This window comes from Paenibacillus sp. FSL W7-1088 (assembly GCF_037969855.1).
In the GTDB taxonomy this organism is placed as follows: Bacteria; Bacillota; Bacilli; order Paenibacillales; family Paenibacillaceae; genus Paenibacillus.
On sequence record NZ_CP150216.1, the window covers coordinates 5,787,971 to 5,807,295 of the forward strand.

Consider the following 19,325-nt stretch of genomic DNA (forward strand, 5'->3'; position numbering starts at 1 on the left):
CATGTATTAACCAAATTAAGGACAGTTCCACCAAGATGCTATAACTTATCCTTGTCTTGTTTGAAATAAGAACCGATGATTCGCTGCTCAGGCAAAACGGCCATGATTCTTCCCTGTCTATTCATCACATATATCATATGGTATCTTTCTCTCTTTAATAGACGCAAAATAGTCTCCAAAGGTTTCGCCGGAAATGAGATTATCGGCTGTGCCAAACTGCCTGTAGCTGCATGACGGGTGAATGCACTTTCACGATTCATCAGAAATCGGATAAACCGGTAGGGAATATTTCGGTAATCGGTCACATTGGAATAGAACAGAAAAATTCCGATCAACAGAATATTTAACGGCAGCCCGGAATCACCGGTAAACCATCGACCGATGGCAACCAAGATAACTCCTGCGCTACACACAATGCTGATTCTGTAAGTCCACATCAATGTCGTATAGTAGGGAGCAGCAAGACTAACGAGTGCCTGTACAATTTTACCGCCATCCAAGGGCAACACGGGTAACAGGTTAAATAGGGCAATCAGCAGATTCCCCTGTATAATATAATCTAAAAAAATCGGGTCTCCCAAATTTCCATACTTTAGCAACAAAACGACTCCAACCATGAGCATATTTTGAAACGGGCCTGCCAAAGCGATAATGATCTCCCGACGTGCTGTAATATTTCCGGCATCTTCAATAACGGCGACGCCGCCAAAAGGAAGCATCTGTATCGAAAGGACACGGCAGCCCAGAAGGGCTGCCGCTGCAGCATGTCCACATTCATGAATAAAAACGATGGCAAACAGCGTGATGAGTTCAATAAAATTCCCAGTCAACAGGGAAGCCATCATGATAATCACAAAAAAAGGATGAAACGAGATACGTACACCCCACAACCTAATCAAGGGCAACCACTTCCGCAGGGTCTACGTACTGCTCGCCCTCTTTTACAGCGAAATACAATGTGGCAGGTTGATCATTTCCAGTCTCCTTTAGGCTACCGACTGCGTCACCCGCTTCTACCCAATCATTTACCTGGACTTCACTTTCGTTCAAGCGTCCGTATATGGCTGTGACTTGACCAGTGTGCTGGATTACAACCGTTGTCCCATTTTCCGGATCATCCAATACTTGAAGTACGCGTCCGGCATCTGAACTGACTACTTGAACAAGTCCTGTACCGCCAGCTTCGGGAACAATCTCAATTCCTTTCATGCTCAGTGCAAAAGGCTGAACGACCGTTCCCGAGATCGGTTTACCCAGGAGGTGTCGGATACCCGAGCCGTTCACAGGATCAGTGGTATGCCCAAGAACAGGCAGGAATGATGGCGTTCCGCCAAAATGCCTTTCGTACCAGGCAGCGGCATAGGCAAAATCCATATCCCGATGCAGCACATCGGCGATCACGGTTTTGGCAGGTGTCGTCCATGAACTGTTCAACTGGAACAACCCCCAGACGCCACCGAATAATAGAATACTAACCACCGTTCGTCCTACCAATGACTTCATTAGATTGAAACGTGGATGGCCGCCAGGACCATAATGCCCGTTCTCTTTTTTCCACAGCCATTCCGGATCTCTTTCCTGTTCTGTCAGCGAAGATCTTGCCGTTCGCAGATTATCTTGTATATCTATAGACGAGAACGGATTACGTTGCGCAGATGTACGCTTATCGGAAACCGAGCCCGATTCTCGCTGCTGCATAATTTCTTCCGTAGCACCATCCATTAACCGCCGAATGCGCTCTTCTCTTCTCTGCTTGATTCTGAGTTTCGTATTCATGGAATGTCCTCCCGCCGAGGCTTGTTTACTACATCCTATGAGGGGCTCGTTCATAATATGAACAAGCTTCGGCGGGAAGCAAAAATAACCCCACAACGTGGAGTCCTATTGTGAAGCACATGCCCTGTTCTATACCAAAGCTCCTTTAATCAAAGGCTCCATTATAATCAAAAAGCCGGGCTTTAGGGCCACGGCTGTCATACATAAATATGATAAGGAAGAGCCAGTTAACCCATTCCAAAAAACTTCTTAAAGCGTGTGAAAGCACCCTTTTTTTGCTCCAATTGCATCAGGGGAACGGTATCTCCCAGAATACGACGGGCAATATTGCGATAGGCAATGGCCGCAAGTGAATCCGGATTCATCACTGTAGGCTCTCCCGAGTTGGCGGCCTTGATGACAAGCTCATCATCAGGAACAATCCCAATCAGATCAATATTAAGTACTTGTAAAATGCCGTCAATGTCGAGCATGTCGCCTGATTTGACCATATTGTTGCGTATACGGTTCACAACCAATTTTGGTGATTGAATGTGTGAACTCTCCAGCAGACCAATGACACGATCCGCATCACGGACAGCCGCATTTTCTGGTGTAGTGACCACAATCGCCTGGTCAGCTCCTGCAACCGCATTTTTGAACCCCTGCTCAATTCCGGCTGGACAATCAATAATGACGTATTCAAAATCTTTTTTCAATTCGAGGATAATGTCCTTCACCTGTTCTGGTGACACAGAGTTCTTATCTCTCGTTTGTGCTGCAGGAAGCATATATAATTCTTCAAAACGTTTATCTTTGACCAAAGCCTGATTCAGTCGGCAGCGGCCGTCTGCAACGTCGCACAGATCATAAATGATCCGGTTTTCGAGTCCCATCACGACATCCAGATTGCGAAGGCCGATATCGGTATCTACCAGACAAACCTTTTTGCCGAGCAGCGCCAGCGCTGTCCCGATGTTTGCCGAGGTGGTTGTTTTACCCACGCCGCCTTTACCCGAAGTGATCACGATCGCCTCTCCCATGAGCTACACTCCTTTAAACACATTAAAATCTCGGCGCAACCGAACGATATTGCTCATCTTGTCGATCTGCATCTGATTGTCCTGTAAATAAGCAAATTCCATTCCGGTCTCTCGGCTCTCCCACTCATCGGGAGGACGGCTGATGATGTCAGCGATCCGCAGCTGCGTTGGTGCAAACACCGAAGCTGCAATGATCGAGTCTTCGTCCCCACCAATTCCAGCGTGAGCCATGCCTCTGAGTGAACCCAAAACATATATATCTCCGGTACACGTTACTGTGCCCCCCGGATTGATATCACCAAGAAACAGTAGATTCCCTTCATGATGAAGTACCTGACCCGAACGTACCATACCACACATGGTTATAATCGGCGGCGGCCCTTTAACCTCTGGTTTAAGGGCCGGTGAGTCTATGGAACGAATGAGCAAATTCCCTTTTTGTTTCAATATATCAAGAATTGCTTCTTTCTGGTCCTCCGTTACTTCCCGGTTGCCCAGTTTGATATCCACATGAACTATCGGTCCGGTCAAAATATTTTGATGGCTGTGTTCCAGCTTATAGCGGAGCTCGTAGAGCAATTCCTCGAATTCACATTGATCGTCCAACAGGAAAACCAGGCCGTCTCGGATGCCTTTAATCGTTACGTGATTCGATTTTACCGTCATAAGCCTGTCCCTCCCATCTCATTACATTTCGTGCCCGGGTCCCCAAGTTCCTGCTTCTCCCTCCATAAATGTATCAAGAAGCTTCTTGTGCTTTGCTCTTTCTCTTACCAATCCGCTCCAGTTGTTTCCGAAGAGGAACATAAATGATAAGCGCAAACACAAAATGAATGAACAAATTGGGAATCATGTATTCAAGCAACGCCCAGTCAAATGTCACATGATTGAGTTGGAAGAGCTTGTACAGAAAGAATAACATGGTGTCATTCAGCAAACTTCCCAAAAGGACGACGGAAACCATAACCGGCAGTGGTGCGCGCGGCGCTTGAAAAATAAGTCCCATCATATATGCCGATAATCCCATCGAAAATCCGTATGGTCCAATCATTTCGCCGTAGAACACGACATCGTGCAATAGTCCAAAACATATGCCAAGCACCAACGCCGTGTGCCGATGATGATATACAGCAATAAACAAAATCACGATGTAGACCAGGTTGGCAGAAATACGCGTTTGCCAGGCTGAAGGAATGAGCAGCGGAAGAATCGTTCCTTCAACAATGAACAAAACGAACAGTAACAGGAATAAGACTTGCTTGCGCGTTATCATTATTCTTTTACCTCAGGTGGGATAATGACAATCAGCTCTTTCCAGTCAAGGAAGCTTGCATAAGGCTTAATAATCGCAGTCCGTGTCAAACCATATTCCCCAACTTCAACCTTTTGCACTTCTCCGATGCGCATGTACTTTGGAAAATTGTTGATAATCCCGGAGGAGATGATTTCATCACCCTTTTTAATATCTGAATCTTCCGAGATCTTGGTCATTTTGAGCATGCCGGATTTTGGATCATAACTCTCAATCATGCCAAACACTTTTTCTTTGCCCACGGCTGTAGCTGCGATGGCATTGGATGTTGGGTCATTGGCGTCCATAGAGGTTAGCAGATTAACCGTTGACGTATACGAGCTGACATGACTGACAACCCCAACCAGACCATCCAGCGAGGTCACCGCCATGCCTGGTTTGATTCCGGCATTTTCGCCAATATCAATATTGATCGATCTGCTGTTGGGGTCGGAATTGGCGCTGATGACCTGAGCAATTCGCGTATCATAATTGTATCGGTTCCGTTGCTCCTCAGTGAATTTGAGATTTTCTTCCAGCTGCGCAATTTTTTTGTCCATCTCATTGTATTTCAGTCGATCCCGGGTATAGTGCCCCATCGCAATACGAAGCTCTTCATTTTCTTGATATACCGTACGCATGTTCGCCAAATCTTTGAAAAAGCCCGCTACAGAAGAAGCGGGCTTGTAAAATACGTATTGTACAAATCCGACTGAATCCTTCAGGAATTTCTCCGGCCAGGATAGAGCGGTTCGCGGACCGAGCGTAAAGCCCATTAACGCGATAAATGTAACAAGGCCCACCAGCAAAACAAAAAGTCTTTTGTTACCCAGCAGTTTAAACAGTTCGACCACCCTCTAACATCCATTATTCTCTTCCGAGCCATGCCCGGCGGGGAGACTGTCAGACTTATAGTCCCGTCGAGAATATCAGCCGATTCTCCCCGGGTATGCGGGTATTAGCTCTCCCGGGGTTAACCGGGTCCTCTTCATTGATATCATGCCGCTTGGTCGATAAGCGAGCCAAACATGGCATATGTCAATTAACGTTTGGAACGAACTGCCGAACTGCTTCTGCTCTTGAACAAATGAATATTCTCAAGCGCTTTACCTGTTCCGATTGCAACGCAATCGAGCGGGTTCTCTGCTACGATCACAGGCATTCCTGTCTCACCAGCAAGCAGCTTGTCCAGATTACGAAGCAGTGCGCCGCCACCTGTGAGAACAATACCACGGTCCATAATATCCGCTGCCAACTCAGGAGGACATTTCTCCAAGGTTACTTTTACAGCTTCAACAATGGCATTCACCGTATCCGCCAAAGCTTCGCTGATTTCATCCGATGTAATCGTAATCGTCTTCGGCAGACCTGTTACGAGGTCGCGTCCACGAATTTCCATCGTTTCTACTTGCTCAAGCGGCATAGCTGATCCGATATCCATCTTCAACTGCTCGGATGTACGTTCACCGATCATCAGATTATACTGGCGTTTAATGTATTGAATCACGGATTCATCCATCTCGTCACCAGCGACACGAACCGAACGGCTTGTTACAATCCCGCCCAGGGAAATAACTGCCACTTCGGTCGTACCACCACCGATATCTACAACCATGCTTCCCGTTGGTTCCCACACTGGAAGATCTGCACCGATTGCAGCTGCAAAAGGCTCTTCAATCGTGTAGGCTTCACGAGCACCAGCTTGTTTTGTTGCATCTTCAACCGCACGTTGTTCTACCGCTGTAATCCCGGATGGTACACATACCATCACGTTAGGATGACGCTGGAACATGGAACGTTGCTTCTGCGCCTGACGAATAAAGTACTTGATCATTGTTGCTGTTGTATCGAAATCGGCAATAACGCCGTCTTTCATTGGACGAATGGCACGAATGTTACCAGGTGTACGTCCAATCATTTTTTTGGCAGATTCCCCTACTGCCTCAATAGTTTTGGTATCAGTCCGAATAGCAACTACGGAAGGTTCCCGTACCACAATTCCTTTTCCACGTACATAAACGAGTGTATTCGCTGTCCCCAAGTCAATCCCCAAATCTTTGTTAAAACCACCAAACATAATGTAATCTCCTTTTCTGCCTCATATAGCCGCTCCAGTGAATCAAGAGCGTTTCATTTTCATTACCACCAACATGGTGGAGCTACTATTCGCATTTGTTTTGTGTTGCATTGTTTTGCATGTGTAAAGTGAACCTATCTTCTACGGACAACGCCGTCAACATTCATAGGAAAACATCAACGCCAACCATTATATTATACTAAGCCCTTCTCCTTCAAACTTACGTACGTCCCATCTCCGATAATAATGTGATCCAGCACGTCTATGCCGACAATTGAGCCGGCCTCGATCAGTCTTTTGGTTATTTGGATGTCCTCTGGACTAGGCGTAGGATCACCACTGGGATGGTTGTGTGCGCACACAATAGAGGCGCTGCTGCATTTGATGGCAGCCCGGAACACTTCACGCGGATGTACAATCGAAGCGTTAAGGCTGCCCATGGAGAGTGTTTCCTGGGCAATAATGTGGTTTTTGCTATTCAGGAAAAGACACACAAAGTGTTCTTTCTGCAAGTAACGTAATTGTTCGGTAAGAATATCGGCCGCATCACGAGGGGTACGGATTGAAGTTGACTGTGTAAGTCTGCTCTTCGCAATCCGATGACCAAGCTCAATGCTGGCTTTCAGCTGTACAGCCTTGGCCATGCCGATTCCCTTCATTGCAGTCAGTTCTTCCAGGCTCAAATCCATCAACGAGCGAATTCCACCCGCTTCGGTCAGAATCCGCTGTGCCATATGCACTGCGGACTCCTGTCTTGTGCCTGTTCGAAGTAAGATCGCCAGCAATTCAGCATGGCTTAAGGCGCCCGCCCCGTATTCCATCATGCGTTCTCTCGGGCGTTCTTCCTGGGGGATGTCGCGCATCATATATTGAGGCGACTCCATATGTTCCCTCTTTTCAGATCGTCAATTGCGGAACTTCATGTTCGTGGCAGTACATGTACGCCAAATCCATCCAGCATATCGCTAAGCAAGGACAACGGTAGTCCCACCACATTGAAATAACATCCTTCAACACGTTCTATCAGTGAAGCACCAATGCCCTGAATGGCATATGATCCTGCCTTGTCCGAAGGCTCTCCAGTCTGAACATACGCACGAATCGTAGCGTCAGACAGTTCCTTCATCGTTACATCCGTCTGCCGATACTGAACCATGGATTGTCCATTTCCTGCATCGATACAAGCTACTCCCGTGAAAACACGGTGTACACGACCCTGTAGACGAGATAACATACGTACAGCGTCCGCTTCGTCTACGGGTTTACCGAGAATATCACCGTCCAGAACGACAACAGTGTCACTACCAACAATAACTGCGTCCTGTTCACGGCCTTCCAGTCCGCGATAAACGGCAAGTGCCTTACGCATCGCAAGTTCCTGTACGGTCTGTTCAGGAGTCCATTCCGGCGGTGTATCTTCATCGGCGTGACTTGGTATTACTTCAAAAGCTAGATGAAGTGATGCGATCAGTTCTTTACGCCGTGGCGATGTCGAAGCCAGAATAATGCGACGCTGTTGTGTTTTATCCAAAATAACCGGCCCCTTATGCTACGGCGACATCCTGTCGGATCACGCTAGTAGATATCATTTTTTTAGTTTCTTCGTCAAAATTCGTCATTCTCCTATAACCTGCGATACAGCCATACAGCAGCAATAATACCAATCAAGCTCAGGAGGCTCATTTGAAATTGAAATGAAATATCATAACTGATAATATCCAGATCAGCCTGCGGCGACCAACGAATGGTCGTGGCTTTCGTTAGAAAGGCAACGGCCTTTACAGGCTGCAGTGCCTTGGCGATCCACGCACCGGCCAGCCAGCCGAGCAGCAGAAACAGCAATAACATGCCGAAGTTTTTTTTCATTGGTGATCTTCCCTCGCCATTTTTTGACACCCACATTATTATACGGGGTTTTGTACGTCAATACAAACACAAATCCGGCAAGGGGAACTATTTCCAGTTCCTTGCCGGATAGGTATTTCAAGGCTGTGTTATGGGAAAGCGTTGATTACTGTTTTATCGCTTCAAGCCATTTTTTTTGCTGTAATACATATTCCATTAGATCGGACTGTACAGACCACATATACACATTAGCCGGATTTTTGTTGTATTCGGCAATTGCCGTTACCGCACTGTTCATCGATTTTTCCATCGCGGATACATAGGGTTGTACGTCTGCACTCAGACCCGGTGCAATACTATTCAAACCGGTCAGCCAGAGCTGATGCTGGTTCTGTAAAGAGGTCATCGTTTCGGTTGAAACGGCTTCAGGAACAGACTGACCAAGTTGCTGGATGGAGAGGGTAGACAGTTGTTCAACCAAAGCCGACCCACTTGCGAAGAATTGCTTCACATCCTCTGCTTTTCCGCCGAAAACTGCCGGATTCACTTCAGGGTTGACGATTTCCTTAACGTACAGCTCCACACCTTCGGCCTTAAGCCTTGAGCTGAGCAGCTTGGCCTCCTCACGGTCAGCCGAAATGCCTGCATATACCCGATTACCGTCCTCCGGATCGGAGCCTGCCGCAATGCCTGCCTGGGACAGCTCCACCTTCGCCTGTTCAGCGCGTTCAGGAGAACTGAATACACCATATTGCAGTGCATAATAGCTGCCGCCTGTAGTCGTTGCCTGGAGCTGCTGTTCCGAACCTGCCACTCCCTGCTGACCTGTCACGGCCGATACCTCCTGATTGGCGGGCATCTTGCTCCCAGGATCTACAGCCCCTTCCCGATTAAAAAAAGAAAGAATAACCATGCCGAAGAGGGCCCCGGTTACAAGCGCACCCGTTACTGAACCAATCATTTTCCAGCCCCTCGGGGGGCGATTTCGCTTATACGAGTAGTTTTCACTATCTGCAAGCCAATCATGGCCTCCATAATTCTCGTCCGATCTGTTCTCGTCCTCCTCTCCCGGATACGCAGTTAGATGCTTATAACTGTATCCGGGCTCATCGAGTTTAGAATCCTTATCCGTTCTTGGGTAAGGTTCAGGTACAGTGGAGCCTGTCAGCATCGTCTCTCCCCAGTCACCGGGTATCTCCTCTGGTGTCCATGAAGGTGTTGTGTTCAACTGCGTTGGTGTTGGCGTCGGACTGTGCGGAATTTCTTCACTCAAAGCTGCAAATGTGCTGGATGTGGGTATCCCCTTATTTTCAGGCTTGTCCGACTCGTTATCCCCAAAGCGAAACGTCATTCTAGCATTGCTCACCCCGTACCCTCTCCTTTGTCCCATTTATAACAGCTATATGTGGAGAGAGTCAGAAACATTCCATTTCATGCAAAAAACCGCCTGCTTCGAAATGAAGTCAGACGGTTTTACAATTGTATTTATTTCAACCCTTTGGCAAGTGTATCGCCAACTTTCCAGATATCACCTGCACCCATCGTGAGCACAAGATCGCCTGGCTGAAGACGGTTCTGCAAATCTGCAACAACTTCTTCCTTTGTCGGAAGATAACGTGCAGAAGCATTACTGTTTTGAACGATGAGTTCAACCAGCCTAGCCGAGTGAACACCTTCAATCTGTTTTTCACCCGCAGGGGAATAGATGTCGGTAATGAGAACCTCATCCGCTTCTGCAAAGGCACGACTGAACGCATCAAGCAGGAAGAACGTACGTGTGTAACGCTGTGGCTGGAATACCGCAATGATACGTTTCCCCGTTGCTTTGGCCGCACTGATTGTAGCCTCAATCTCGGTCGGGTGATGCGCATAGTCATCAATAATCAGCATATCACGCGCCTCGCCCAGCACCTGGAATCTGCGTTTTGCTCCATGGAACTGGATAATGGCAGCCGTAATTTTCTCAAATGGAATACCTGCTTCCAGACAGGTGATGACCGTAGCCATCGCATTATAAACGTTATGTTTACCTGGAACTGACAACTCCACCGTACCCAACACATTGCCCTGATGGCTCATCGTGAAGGAAATTCGGCGGTCGCCAAGCACGATATCTGTTGCCGTATAATCAGCAGCATAATCAATGCCGTATGTGGTTACCCGTGATTTCAGCTCTGGCAAAATGGCTTGAACATTCTCGTCGTCAGCACACACAATAGCCGTGCCTTCTGGACGAATCTGACTCAGGAACTGCACATAAGCCTTTTTGAGTTCCTCAAAATCACTGTTGTAGTTCTCAAGGTGATCCGCTTCAATATTCGTCACAATACCGAGCCAAGGGTGATACTGCAAAAATGAACCGTCGCTCTCGTCCGCCTCGGCAACGACCCAGTCGCCTTGCCCTGCCTTGGCATTGGTCCCCACGTTCATGATTTCCCCGCCAATGATGTATGTCGGGTCTGTATCACATTTATCCATAACAAGTGCAATCATGGATGACGTGGTTGTTTTGCCATGAGCCCCGGCTACAGCCACACCTTTGCGCTCATTCAGCAATCGTGCGAGCATCTGGGCGCGATGCAGAATCGGGATGTTCAGCTTTTCAGCTGCCACCCGCTCCACATTATCAGCCGGAGCAGCCGTAGAGTAGACAACCAGGTCTGCCCCATTTACGTGCTCTGCTGTATGTCCGATATATATTTTCGCTCCCTTGGCTGCCAGCTTCTCGGTCAACTCCTGTGAAGCGACATCCGATCCGGTAACGGTGTATCCCATCTCAAGCATAACTCTCGCGATGGCACTCATGCCATATCCGCCAATTCCTATAAAATGAACGTGTTCCGATGTATTTAACAAAACTTTCACCAACCTTTTTCAGAATCGGTTTGATGCAAAAGGGCTGCCCGCACATCTGCAATGAGGTACAATGTGCCGGACACCACCCCCAGATCTTCCGCTTCCGTCCGTGACTTCAATAGATCAAGTGCCTTTGCCCATTCGGGCTCGACGATGATTTCCAGCTCCGGTTTCGCAATGGCGGGACGTACCCGTTCGACGATCTGCAGCAAATCGGCTGCATCCATTTTGCGTCGGAAATCTGGCTCGGTCAGGATCAGCGTATCCACTAGTGGCAGTATATGCTGCAAATACGCTTCGTGATGCTTATTCGCCAGCATGCCCATCATCAAAATTAACTTGTTGTGAGGATATACGTCGATAATGCTCTTGGCCAGTGATTCGGCACCCTCCGGATTATGTGCTCCATCCAGAACAATGCGGGGCTGATCAACCACTTTCTCGAACCGTCCTGCCCAGAAGGCATGTTCCAGTCCAAGTGCAATATCTTCATCATCCAGCATAAATGCCATGTATTGGCGAAGCAACTCCAGTACCATAAGTGCGCCCGCAGCATTATCGCATTGATGTACGCCCTGCATGCGAATACGAACGTCCAGATCACGGAACGGTCCTGTAAAATGAAAAGATTGTCCGTTCTCATCACTGTCCAGCCTATGATAGGAGAAACGATCTCCCGCCAGATACACGGTTGAACGCAGCCGCTCTGCCGTTTCCTGAATCACCTTCACAGCCTCTGGCTGCGTGGCACAGGTAACAACGGGTACCCCCGCCTTAATAATGCCTGCCTTCTCTCCAGCAATCGCCTCAATCGTATCTCCCAGTACATCCGTATGGTCCATACCGATATTGGTAATGACCGATACCACGGGTGTAACAATATTCGTTACGTCCATCCTTCCCCCGAGCCCTGTCTCCCATACCACAATGTCCGGGTAGCACTCTTCCGCATAATACAGAAGGGCGAGTGCTGTGGATACCTCAAACATCGTGGGTGATCCAAGGGGAGTTGAAGCCATCTCTTGAACCAACGGATACAGACGGTTCGAGAGTTTGAGCAACGTTTCTTCCGGGATGTCCTCACCGTTGTACTGAAAACGGTTTGTGAATTTGGTGATATACGGGGATGTGAACGTTCCAACATCATATCCCGACTGAAGAAGCACTGACGTCAAAAAAGCGCAAGTCGAACCTTTGCCGTTCGTTCCCGCGACATGAATAAATTTGAGACGCTGGTGAGGATTGCCCAGCAATGACATCAATCCCTCGATTCGTTCCAATCCAGGTCGGATGCCAAAAGGAATAAGGCCATTGATCCAGTTCACGGCCTCGTCATAGGTAAGTAAAGGAGATGCTATTTCTGTCCCGTTAAGTTCCGTCATATGATTCACCTTCGGTTTGAGTTTGGTTGAAAAAAGCGGCCGGATGGCGCATAAGCACTCCATCCGACCCGAATATATTAACCTTTCAGTTCCTTGATTCGTGCAATCACCTTATCCCGTTTATCGGAATAATCCGCTTGCTTGGCGCGCTCTTCCTCGATAACCTTGGCAGGAGCCTTGGCAACAAAGCCTTCGTTCGCCAGCTTTTTCTCCACACGGAGTACTTCGCCCTCAAGGTTCTGCAACTCTTTCTCCAGACGAGCCACTTCCTGATCAATATCAATAAGACCCGCCAGCGGCAGGTACAGCTCAGCCCCAGTAATGACAGCAGTCATTGCTTTATCCGGTGAGCTCAGATCCAGGCCGCTGTCGAACTCGGACGTATTACAGAAACGTTTGATGTAATGGCTGTTGCGTTCAATGATGCTGGATGTCTCTGCGTTGTTCGCTTTCACCATCAATTCAATTTTCTTGCTCATTGGTACGTTTACTTCTGCACGGATGTTTCGTACTGCACGAATGGTATCCATAAGCAGGTTCATCTCGGCAACTGCTTCTGGGTTCTCCAACGCAGGGTCATACACCGGCCAGGAAGCCAACGTAATCGTCTCGCCTTCATGCGGCAGATGCTGCCAAATCTCTTCCGAAATGTACGGCATGAACGGATGAATCAGGCGCATAGTCTGATCCAACACATAAGCAAGTACCGATTGTGTTTTCTTCTTGGCAACCGGATCTTCACCATAGAAGGACAACTTCGCAAATTCAATATACCAGTCACACAAGTCATCCCAAATAAAGTTATACAGCAAACGGCCTGTTTCTCCAAATTCATATGCTTCGATTAGACGCGTAATATCACGAGAAGTTTCGTTCAGGCGGTGCAAAATCCAATAATCCGCTGTTCCAAGGTCTCCACTAATATCACGATCTTCATAGGTGAACCCTTCCAGATTCATCAAAGCGAAGCGCGATGCATTCCAGATTTTATTGGCAAAGTTACGAGCCTGTTCAACCCGCTCCCAGCGGAAACGGAGATCCTGACCCGGAGTGCTGCTTGTAGAGATCATGTAACGCATTGCATCCGCACCATATTTCTCAATCACATCCAACGGATCAACACCATTGCCGAGCGATTTGGACATCTTGCGTCCGTCTGCATCACGAACAAGACCGTGCATCAGCACATCCTTGAACGGAACCTCTTCCGTGAACTCCAGAGCGGTAAAGATCATGCGCGCCACCCAGAAATAAATAATGTCATACCCTGTTACGAGTACACTTGTCGGGTAATAACGTTTCAGATCTTCCGTGTCTTCCGGCCAGCCTAATGTAGAGAATGGCCATAATGCGGAGCTGAACCATGTATCCAGAACGTCTTCATCCTGTCTCAGCTTGCGTCCAGCGTATTCTGGCAATGTTGTCGGATCTTCAGCAGATACAATAACTTCTCCAGTCTCCTCGTCATACCAGGCAGGAATACGATGACCCCACCACAATTGACGAGAGATACACCAGTCACGAACATTCTCGATCCAGTTCAGATACGTTTTCTCAAAACGATCCGGAACAAAATGAACCCCTTCACCGCTTTGTTGCTTCTCAATCGCTTTTTCTGCGAGTGGCTTCATCTCAACAAACCACTGTGTCGACAAATATGGCTCAACGACAGCTCCTGTACGTTCACTGTGTCCAACCTGATGCGTATGATCCTCGATGTTGATCAATACGCCCTGTTCTTGCAGGTCGGCAACAATCTGCTTACGGCAGTCGCTGCGATCAAGTCCCTGATATTTGCCTGCTTCGGCATTCATCGTACCCGTCTCATCCATCACCGTAATCTGCGGCAGATCATGACGGAGGCCCACTTCGAAGTCATTCGGATCATGAGCAGGCGTAATTTTCACGGCGCCGCTTCCGAAATCTTTATCTACATACTCATCTGCAATAACCGGAATTTCGCGTCCGATAATAGGCAGAACGAGCACCTTGCCAATCATGTCTGCGTAACGCTCATCCTTCGGATGAACAGCAACTGCCGTATCTCCCAGCATCGTTTCCGGGCGAGTAGTCGCTACTGTGACATAACCACTTCCGTCTTTGAGCGGATAACGCAGGTGGTACAAGTGACCCTGAACTTCTTTATATTCAACCTCAATGTCGGACAGTGCAGTCCGGTTCACCGGGTCCCAGTTAATGATTCGTTTGCCACGATAAATGAGGCCTTTTTCATACAGTTGAACAAACACTTTACGTACAGCCTGGGATAGACCTTCGTCCAGTGTAAAACGTTCACGCGAGTAATCGAGAGACAAGCCCATTTTGCCCCATTGCTGACGAATGGTTGTTGCGTATTGCTCCTTCCAGTCCCATACCTTCTCCAAGAACTTTTCGCGTCCCAGATCATAACGAGTCTGACCTTCTTCACGCAATTTCTGCTCTACTTTGGTTTGAGTAGCAATACCTGCATGGTCAGAACCCGGCAGCCACAGTGCATCATAGCCCTGCATCCGCTTGGTACGAATCAGAATATCCTGCAGTGTAAAATCGAGCGCATGCCCGATATGGAGCATTCCGGTTACGTTCGGGGGTGGAATTACAATCGTATAAGGTTCAGCGTCTTTGCGCTGGCCTGCCTTGAAATATCCATTTTCCATCCAAGTGGAATACCATTTTTGTTCCGCAGCTTTCGGATCATATGTGGTTGGCATTTCTGTTGCAGCTGAATTTTTTTGTTCAGACATGTGTCATTCCTCCGTTACTTATTCATCATCGCCAAAAAACAAAAAAAACCTTTCATCCATCAAAGGACGAAAGGTTAGCTTTCGCGGTACCACCTTTGTTTCACGCAGATAGAAGATAGACTACCCCTTCTATACTTACGTGACACTTCAAGCAGATAACGGCTGCGACCGGCCCATCCTACCTTAGGAATGAATGATACTAAAGTTACTCATCCCTTGTATTCAAACAGGCAACTCCCGGGCGACTTCGATCAGTTGGTTCCTACGGAATTTCCCAGCGCTACAATCCCGCTCTCTGAAAGGTCATACTGTCTACTACTCCCGATCCACGTTGTTCTTCAAAAAACCTAAACACATCATACCCTGCCCGTGCCCGATAGTCAACCTGACAACAGCGGAAAAAGCGTGCTGCAATGCAGGTTGAGGGCAGATAAAGCAAAAACCCGCCATCCTCAAGGGATCACGGGTCGAAATGGTCATTAAACCTGCCTACAGGTTAAGGGATATATAGAATCTGTCCTTCTTCCACAACCTGTTCGGAAAGACGATTATACAACTGGAGCTCTCGGGTACTTAACTGATATCGGTCTGCTATAGTATCGAGTGTCTCTTCACGCTGTACAATGCATAATTTCACCTTACGGAACGGAGTCTGATCGACAATGGTGCCGAGAAACAGGTTCTTCCACTCTACATCATCAGGCTGGTATGCTTCTTCCTGCAGGACTCCAGCGAGTGCCTCTTGCTCCCGTTCTGCTTCCGCTTCACGTGTCACTCTGCCAGAGGATAACAAGGAGGAGATGCCCACGCCTTCTTCCTGTTTGGGCGCAGTCTCTCTCTTGCTGCCAAAAGCAACCTTGAGCTCCGGCTTGTCTTCCGTCTCAGCCACAGGTTCAGGAATAAATGCTTCTTTTTCAACGGACTCATTCGTGTCCAACGCTTCAAGAGGAGGTCTGTCTTCCTCTGAAATTTCCGGTTCAGACGCTGCAAAGACATCCTGCCAGTTCTCTGACTGCGAACCTGCCGGGACATCTGCAACCGCCTTCTCCTCTTGCTTTGGTTCGGATCGGGCAGATTCAAAATGCCATACGTCCGGTGCTGCAGGTTCATCGGAAGGCTGCGCGTCCCGCTTGGAATCGGCCTGTTCCGAATTCCTCAAGTTCGTATGTAAGGTCTCGACGGAAGGCTCGGACCAGACAGACGACTCTTCAGCCAGAGGAAGCAAAGGCTCGGATTCAGGGTAAGAAGCCAACCTGTCGGCTGTCTCCGCCAAAAAAGACGAAACGGGAGAAGGCGTATCGGACAACACTTCCGCTTGCGTTTCATCCTCCTTGTCCCTCAAGGATGAGGACTCTTCGTTGTTTTCAGCTCCTATTTTGCTTTGCTCCGCGTTCCCATCCCCTTGCTGCCAAGACTGAAACGGTTCGGGAGTAGCTTGAAATAGATGTTCCCGCTGCAGCTCCTCTTCGCTCCGTTGAAGCAAATACTCCTGAGCAAATACATTGGGAGAGCTGCCTGTCTGCTCTGTGTCAGCTGAACGGTCGCCCTGCCTAGGATCGGGCGAATGTATAACGGTAAATTCATCTGCTGACCAGACCTGCGGTTCCTCCACCGGAAAGCCCTCGATGCCGCGTAGCGACAATACGCCAGTAATGTTCAGACTTCGGTCGGATAACAAATCGACATCAAAATTTTCGATCTCAATGGAAATATCCTCAAGCGATCTTACCCGGTTCAAGGGTACCGTGATCTCCACCGGGATAAAATGTTTGAGTTCCTCCGAGATCTCATTCTCTCCCCGATACGCACCTGTTAGCAAAAGATGACCTCGTAATGTTGCATGATCATCCTGACCGATCACCTGAATACGGGGATATAACTCAATTTCCTCCAGTTCCTCAATCGCAGGGACTCCCTCTGACAAATGAACGCGCTCATAAATATCGAACCGCAAACCATAAGGTTGATTCAACAAAGGTGGCGTCCTCCTTTCGGCATATGTTCACCATGATCCTTCTCATGGGACTGATCCATGGTCCAAATCCTTCGTTACCCCATCTATATGCCTTGAATGAGATGAGCATGCCACCTTTTATGCAAACCTTCCCAGTTTATTGGTCCTTGTCTTCCCGCCCTGCCAGTTGTTCGAAATCCTGCGGCCAAGGATCAGCCACTTCAATTCGTGCCCCTGTGAGCGGATGACTAAAACTCAGCGTCTCACCATGAAGCGCCTGCCGACCAATAGAATCCCTTCTGCCTCCATATAACTCATCTCCGACGAGGGGATGCCCCGCATAACTTAAATGCACCCGAATCTGGTGTGTACGCCCTGTATCCAGTGTCAGCCGGACAAGGGTAGCCCTGTCCCACACCTCCACGATCTCCACATGAGTTACAGCGTCCTGTCCACCTTCAGAGACACGTCTGCGTTGCTTGTGATGCCTGTCCTTCCCAATCGGAGCATCAATCGTAATCAGCTCCGTGGATATCTGACCGCCTGCAATGGCAACATAATGCCGCCCAATGTCTTTACGCCGCATGGCTTCATCCAGTTTGGCGAGAGCAAAAGCATTTTTGGCATATAAAACAGGCCCAGTTGTGTCCTCGTCCAGACGATGAACATGGCGTACATTCGCCTGAATTCCATTCATTTCGTAATAGGAGGCCACCGCGTGATCCAGCGTAATCGCTTGATCCGCCCGGCTCCCATCGGGATGAAGCTTCATTCCGGCCGGTTTGTGCACAACCAGACAGAAGTCATCCTCATACAAAACATCGATATCCGTCCAACGCGGTTCAACATCGATCGGCTGAGACGCAAAAAGGGCCAGCCGAAGCCGGTCCCCTGCCAGTTGTATGCCCTGGTTCGTCTTTAGCTGACGCAACATTTTCTCTGGTAACTGAAGCTCGGACAAGAGCCATTGCTCTGCAGCCGTTTGCCTGTCTGAACTTCCCGTCACCGCTTTGCCTGGCATCAGCTCAAGCCATTCCCCGCGGCGTTTCCAACTTTTGATGGTCATAGCGATTGAAGGGCCTTACGGTTCGCCTCAATCGTATCGTCAATATCCTGCTCCGTATGCACGCCAGAGACAAACATGCCTTCGTATTGGGAAGGCGCAACACTCACACCCTGATCAATCATGGCCGCAAAGTAACGACGAAATTGATCCAGATTGCTTTCTTTGGCGATATCATAATTCGTAACCGGAACAGCACTGAAAAATGGACATACCATGGAACCAACACGGTTAATGGTTATGGCTACACCCGTCTCAGCTGCATTTTTCTCGAATCCTGCTTGCAAACGTGCGGACAGTGTCTCCAGACGATCATAGACCTCCGGTGTCAACAATTTAAGTGTCGTATAACCTGCTGCCATAGCCAGCGGATTACCGCTCAGCGTCCCTGCCTGATAGATCGGTCCGGTCGGAGCAATCTGTTCCATCAGATCACGTCTGCCGCCATAAGCACCCACCGGAAGCCCGCCACCGATGACTTTACCCAGACAAGTCAGGTCAGGTGTTACGCCATATCGTCCCTGTGCACAGTTCAACCCTACACGGAATCCGGTCATAACTTCATCAAAAATGAGCAAACTGCCGTATTGAGACGTCAAACTACGCAAGCCTTCAAGGAAACCTGGAACTGGTGGCACAACTCCCATATTACCTGCAACAGGTTCCACAATGACGGCTGCCAGTTCTTCACCATAACGTTCAAAAGCAAGCTTCACTGACTCCAGGTCATTGTATGGAACCGTAATCGTATTGATGGCCACACCTTCAGGAACACCAGGGCTGTCAGGCAGACCCAGTGTTGCTACACCAGATCCTGCTTTGATCAGCAAGCTGTCGGCATGTCCGTGATATGATCCTTCAAATTTCAAAATTTTACTGCGTCCGGTTACACCACGTGCCAGCCGAATTGCACTCATGGTTGCTTCCGTACCGGAATTCACCATTCGTACAATATCGATCGAAGGCACACGCTCACAGACGAGTTTAGCCATCTCGGTCTCCAGCAGTGTTGGCGCACCAAAGCTTGTTCCTTTAAGGGCTGTCTCACGCAAAGCTTCCACAACGTCAGGATGTGCATGTCCCATAATAAGCGGACCCCAGGATCCCACATAATCAATAAAAACATTGCCATCGATATCATAGATTTTGGAGCCTTCTCCGCGCTCTGCATAGATCGGGGTAAGCCCCACCGATTTGAACGCCCGAACGGGACTGTTCACACCCCCAGGTATGTACTGCTTGGCTTCTTCAAATGCGCTGCGTGAGCGCTCATCATTACGACGAGTTCCTTGTTGTGCAGTCATGAACATCCTCC

General features: G+C 48.6%; 17 protein-coding genes and 1 other annotated feature. All 17 genes read right to left on the minus strand.

Annotation, left to right across the window (positions count from 1 at the left end; all coding sequences use genetic code 11):
* Positions 1–38 precede the first annotated feature (38 nt).
* The 17 genes from MKY42_RS26130 to hemL all read right to left on the minus strand — a co-directional run bounded on the left by MKY42_RS26130 (position 39) and on the right by hemL (position 19,314).
* Positions 39–899 carry a M50 family metallopeptidase gene (locus MKY42_RS26130; protein WP_090904368.1) on the minus strand — a complete coding sequence of 287 codons (861 nt, stop codon included), beginning with the start codon at positions 897–899 and terminating at the stop codon, positions 39–41.
* Positions 892–1,776, minus strand: coding sequence for a M23 family metallopeptidase (locus MKY42_RS26135; RefSeq protein WP_177185884.1), 885 nt, complete (start codon positions 1,774–1,776; stop codon positions 892–894). The genes MKY42_RS26130 and MKY42_RS26135 overlap by 8 nt, the downstream gene beginning before the upstream one ends.
* A 227-nt stretch (positions 1,777–2,003) precedes the next feature.
* Positions 2,004–2,798: a septum site-determining protein MinD gene (gene minD, locus MKY42_RS26140; RefSeq protein ID WP_053783092.1), complete on the minus strand. Its 795-nt coding sequence runs from the start codon at positions 2,796–2,798 to the stop codon at positions 2,004–2,006.
* Positions 2,799–2,801: 3 nt separating this feature from the next.
* Entirely contained in the window at positions 2,802–3,464 is a 663-nt protein-coding gene (gene minC, locus MKY42_RS26145; RefSeq protein ID WP_090904370.1) for a septum site-determining protein MinC, read from the minus strand.
* Positions 3,465–3,537: 73 nt separating this feature from the next.
* Positions 3,538–4,071 carry a rod shape-determining protein MreD gene (mreD, locus tag MKY42_RS26150; RefSeq protein WP_090904371.1) on the minus strand — a complete coding sequence of 178 codons (534 nt, stop codon included), beginning with the start codon at positions 4,069–4,071 and terminating at the stop codon, positions 3,538–3,540.
* Complete coding sequence (gene mreC / locus MKY42_RS26155; protein ID WP_179263252.1) at positions 4,071–4,943, minus strand: rod shape-determining protein MreC; 873 nt, start codon at positions 4,941–4,943, stop codon at positions 4,071–4,073. The genes mreD and mreC overlap by 1 nt, the downstream gene beginning before the upstream one ends.
* Positions 4,944–5,131: 188 nt before the next feature.
* Positions 5,132–6,166 (minus strand): rod shape-determining protein, encoded by a 1,035-nt coding sequence (locus MKY42_RS26160; RefSeq protein ID WP_090904373.1) that lies wholly within the window; start codon positions 6,164–6,166, stop codon positions 5,132–5,134.
* A 194-nt stretch (positions 6,167–6,360) separates the two neighbouring features.
* Positions 6,361–7,050, minus strand: a complete 690-nt coding sequence (gene radC / locus MKY42_RS26165) for a DNA repair protein RadC (protein ID WP_090904374.1) — start codon at positions 7,048–7,050, stop codon at positions 6,361–6,363.
* A 35-nt stretch (positions 7,051–7,085) separates the two neighbouring features.
* Positions 7,086–7,697, minus strand: coding sequence for a Maf family protein (locus tag MKY42_RS26170; RefSeq protein WP_090904375.1), 612 nt, complete (start codon positions 7,695–7,697; stop codon positions 7,086–7,088).
* 92 nt (positions 7,698–7,789) lie between these two features.
* Positions 7,790–8,032 (minus strand): DUF4321 domain-containing protein, encoded by a 243-nt coding sequence (locus MKY42_RS26175; protein ID WP_090904376.1) that lies wholly within the window; start codon positions 8,030–8,032, stop codon positions 7,790–7,792.
* 145 nt (positions 8,033–8,177) lie between these two features.
* Positions 8,178–9,377 (minus strand): SPOR domain-containing protein, encoded by a 1,200-nt coding sequence (locus MKY42_RS26180; RefSeq protein ID WP_177185885.1) that lies wholly within the window; start codon positions 9,375–9,377, stop codon positions 8,178–8,180.
* Positions 9,378–9,496: 119 nt separating this feature from the next.
* Positions 9,497–10,816: a UDP-N-acetylmuramate--L-alanine ligase gene (gene murC / locus MKY42_RS26185; protein WP_256222490.1), complete on the minus strand. Its 1,320-nt coding sequence runs from the start codon at positions 10,814–10,816 to the stop codon at positions 9,497–9,499.
* A 56-nt stretch (positions 10,817–10,872) separates the two neighbouring features.
* Positions 10,873–12,249 (minus strand): folylpolyglutamate synthase/dihydrofolate synthase family protein, encoded by a 1,377-nt coding sequence (locus MKY42_RS26190; RefSeq protein ID WP_339845868.1) that lies wholly within the window; start codon positions 12,247–12,249, stop codon positions 10,873–10,875.
* Between the two features lie 77 nt (positions 12,250–12,326).
* A complete protein-coding gene (locus tag MKY42_RS26195) occupies positions 12,327–14,993 on the minus strand; it encodes a valine--tRNA ligase (RefSeq protein ID WP_063568110.1) in 2,667 nt (888 codons plus the stop codon).
* A 59-nt stretch (positions 14,994–15,052) separates the two neighbouring features.
* Positions 15,053–15,331, minus strand: a binding site (T-box leader).
* 158 nt (positions 15,332–15,489) lie between these two features.
* Positions 15,490–16,968, minus strand: coding sequence for a LysM peptidoglycan-binding domain-containing protein (locus MKY42_RS26200; RefSeq protein ID WP_339845874.1), 1,479 nt, complete (start codon positions 16,966–16,968; stop codon positions 15,490–15,492).
* Between the two features lie 136 nt (positions 16,969–17,104).
* Entirely contained in the window at positions 17,105–18,013 is a 909-nt protein-coding gene (locus MKY42_RS26205; protein WP_090904381.1) for an RluA family pseudouridine synthase, read from the minus strand.
* Positions 18,010–19,314, minus strand: coding sequence for a glutamate-1-semialdehyde 2,1-aminomutase (gene hemL, locus MKY42_RS26210; protein WP_339845879.1), 1,305 nt, complete (start codon positions 19,312–19,314; stop codon positions 18,010–18,012). Before hemL ends, MKY42_RS26205 begins: the two co-directional genes overlap by 4 nt.
* Between the last annotated feature and the right edge of the window lie 11 nt (positions 19,315–19,325).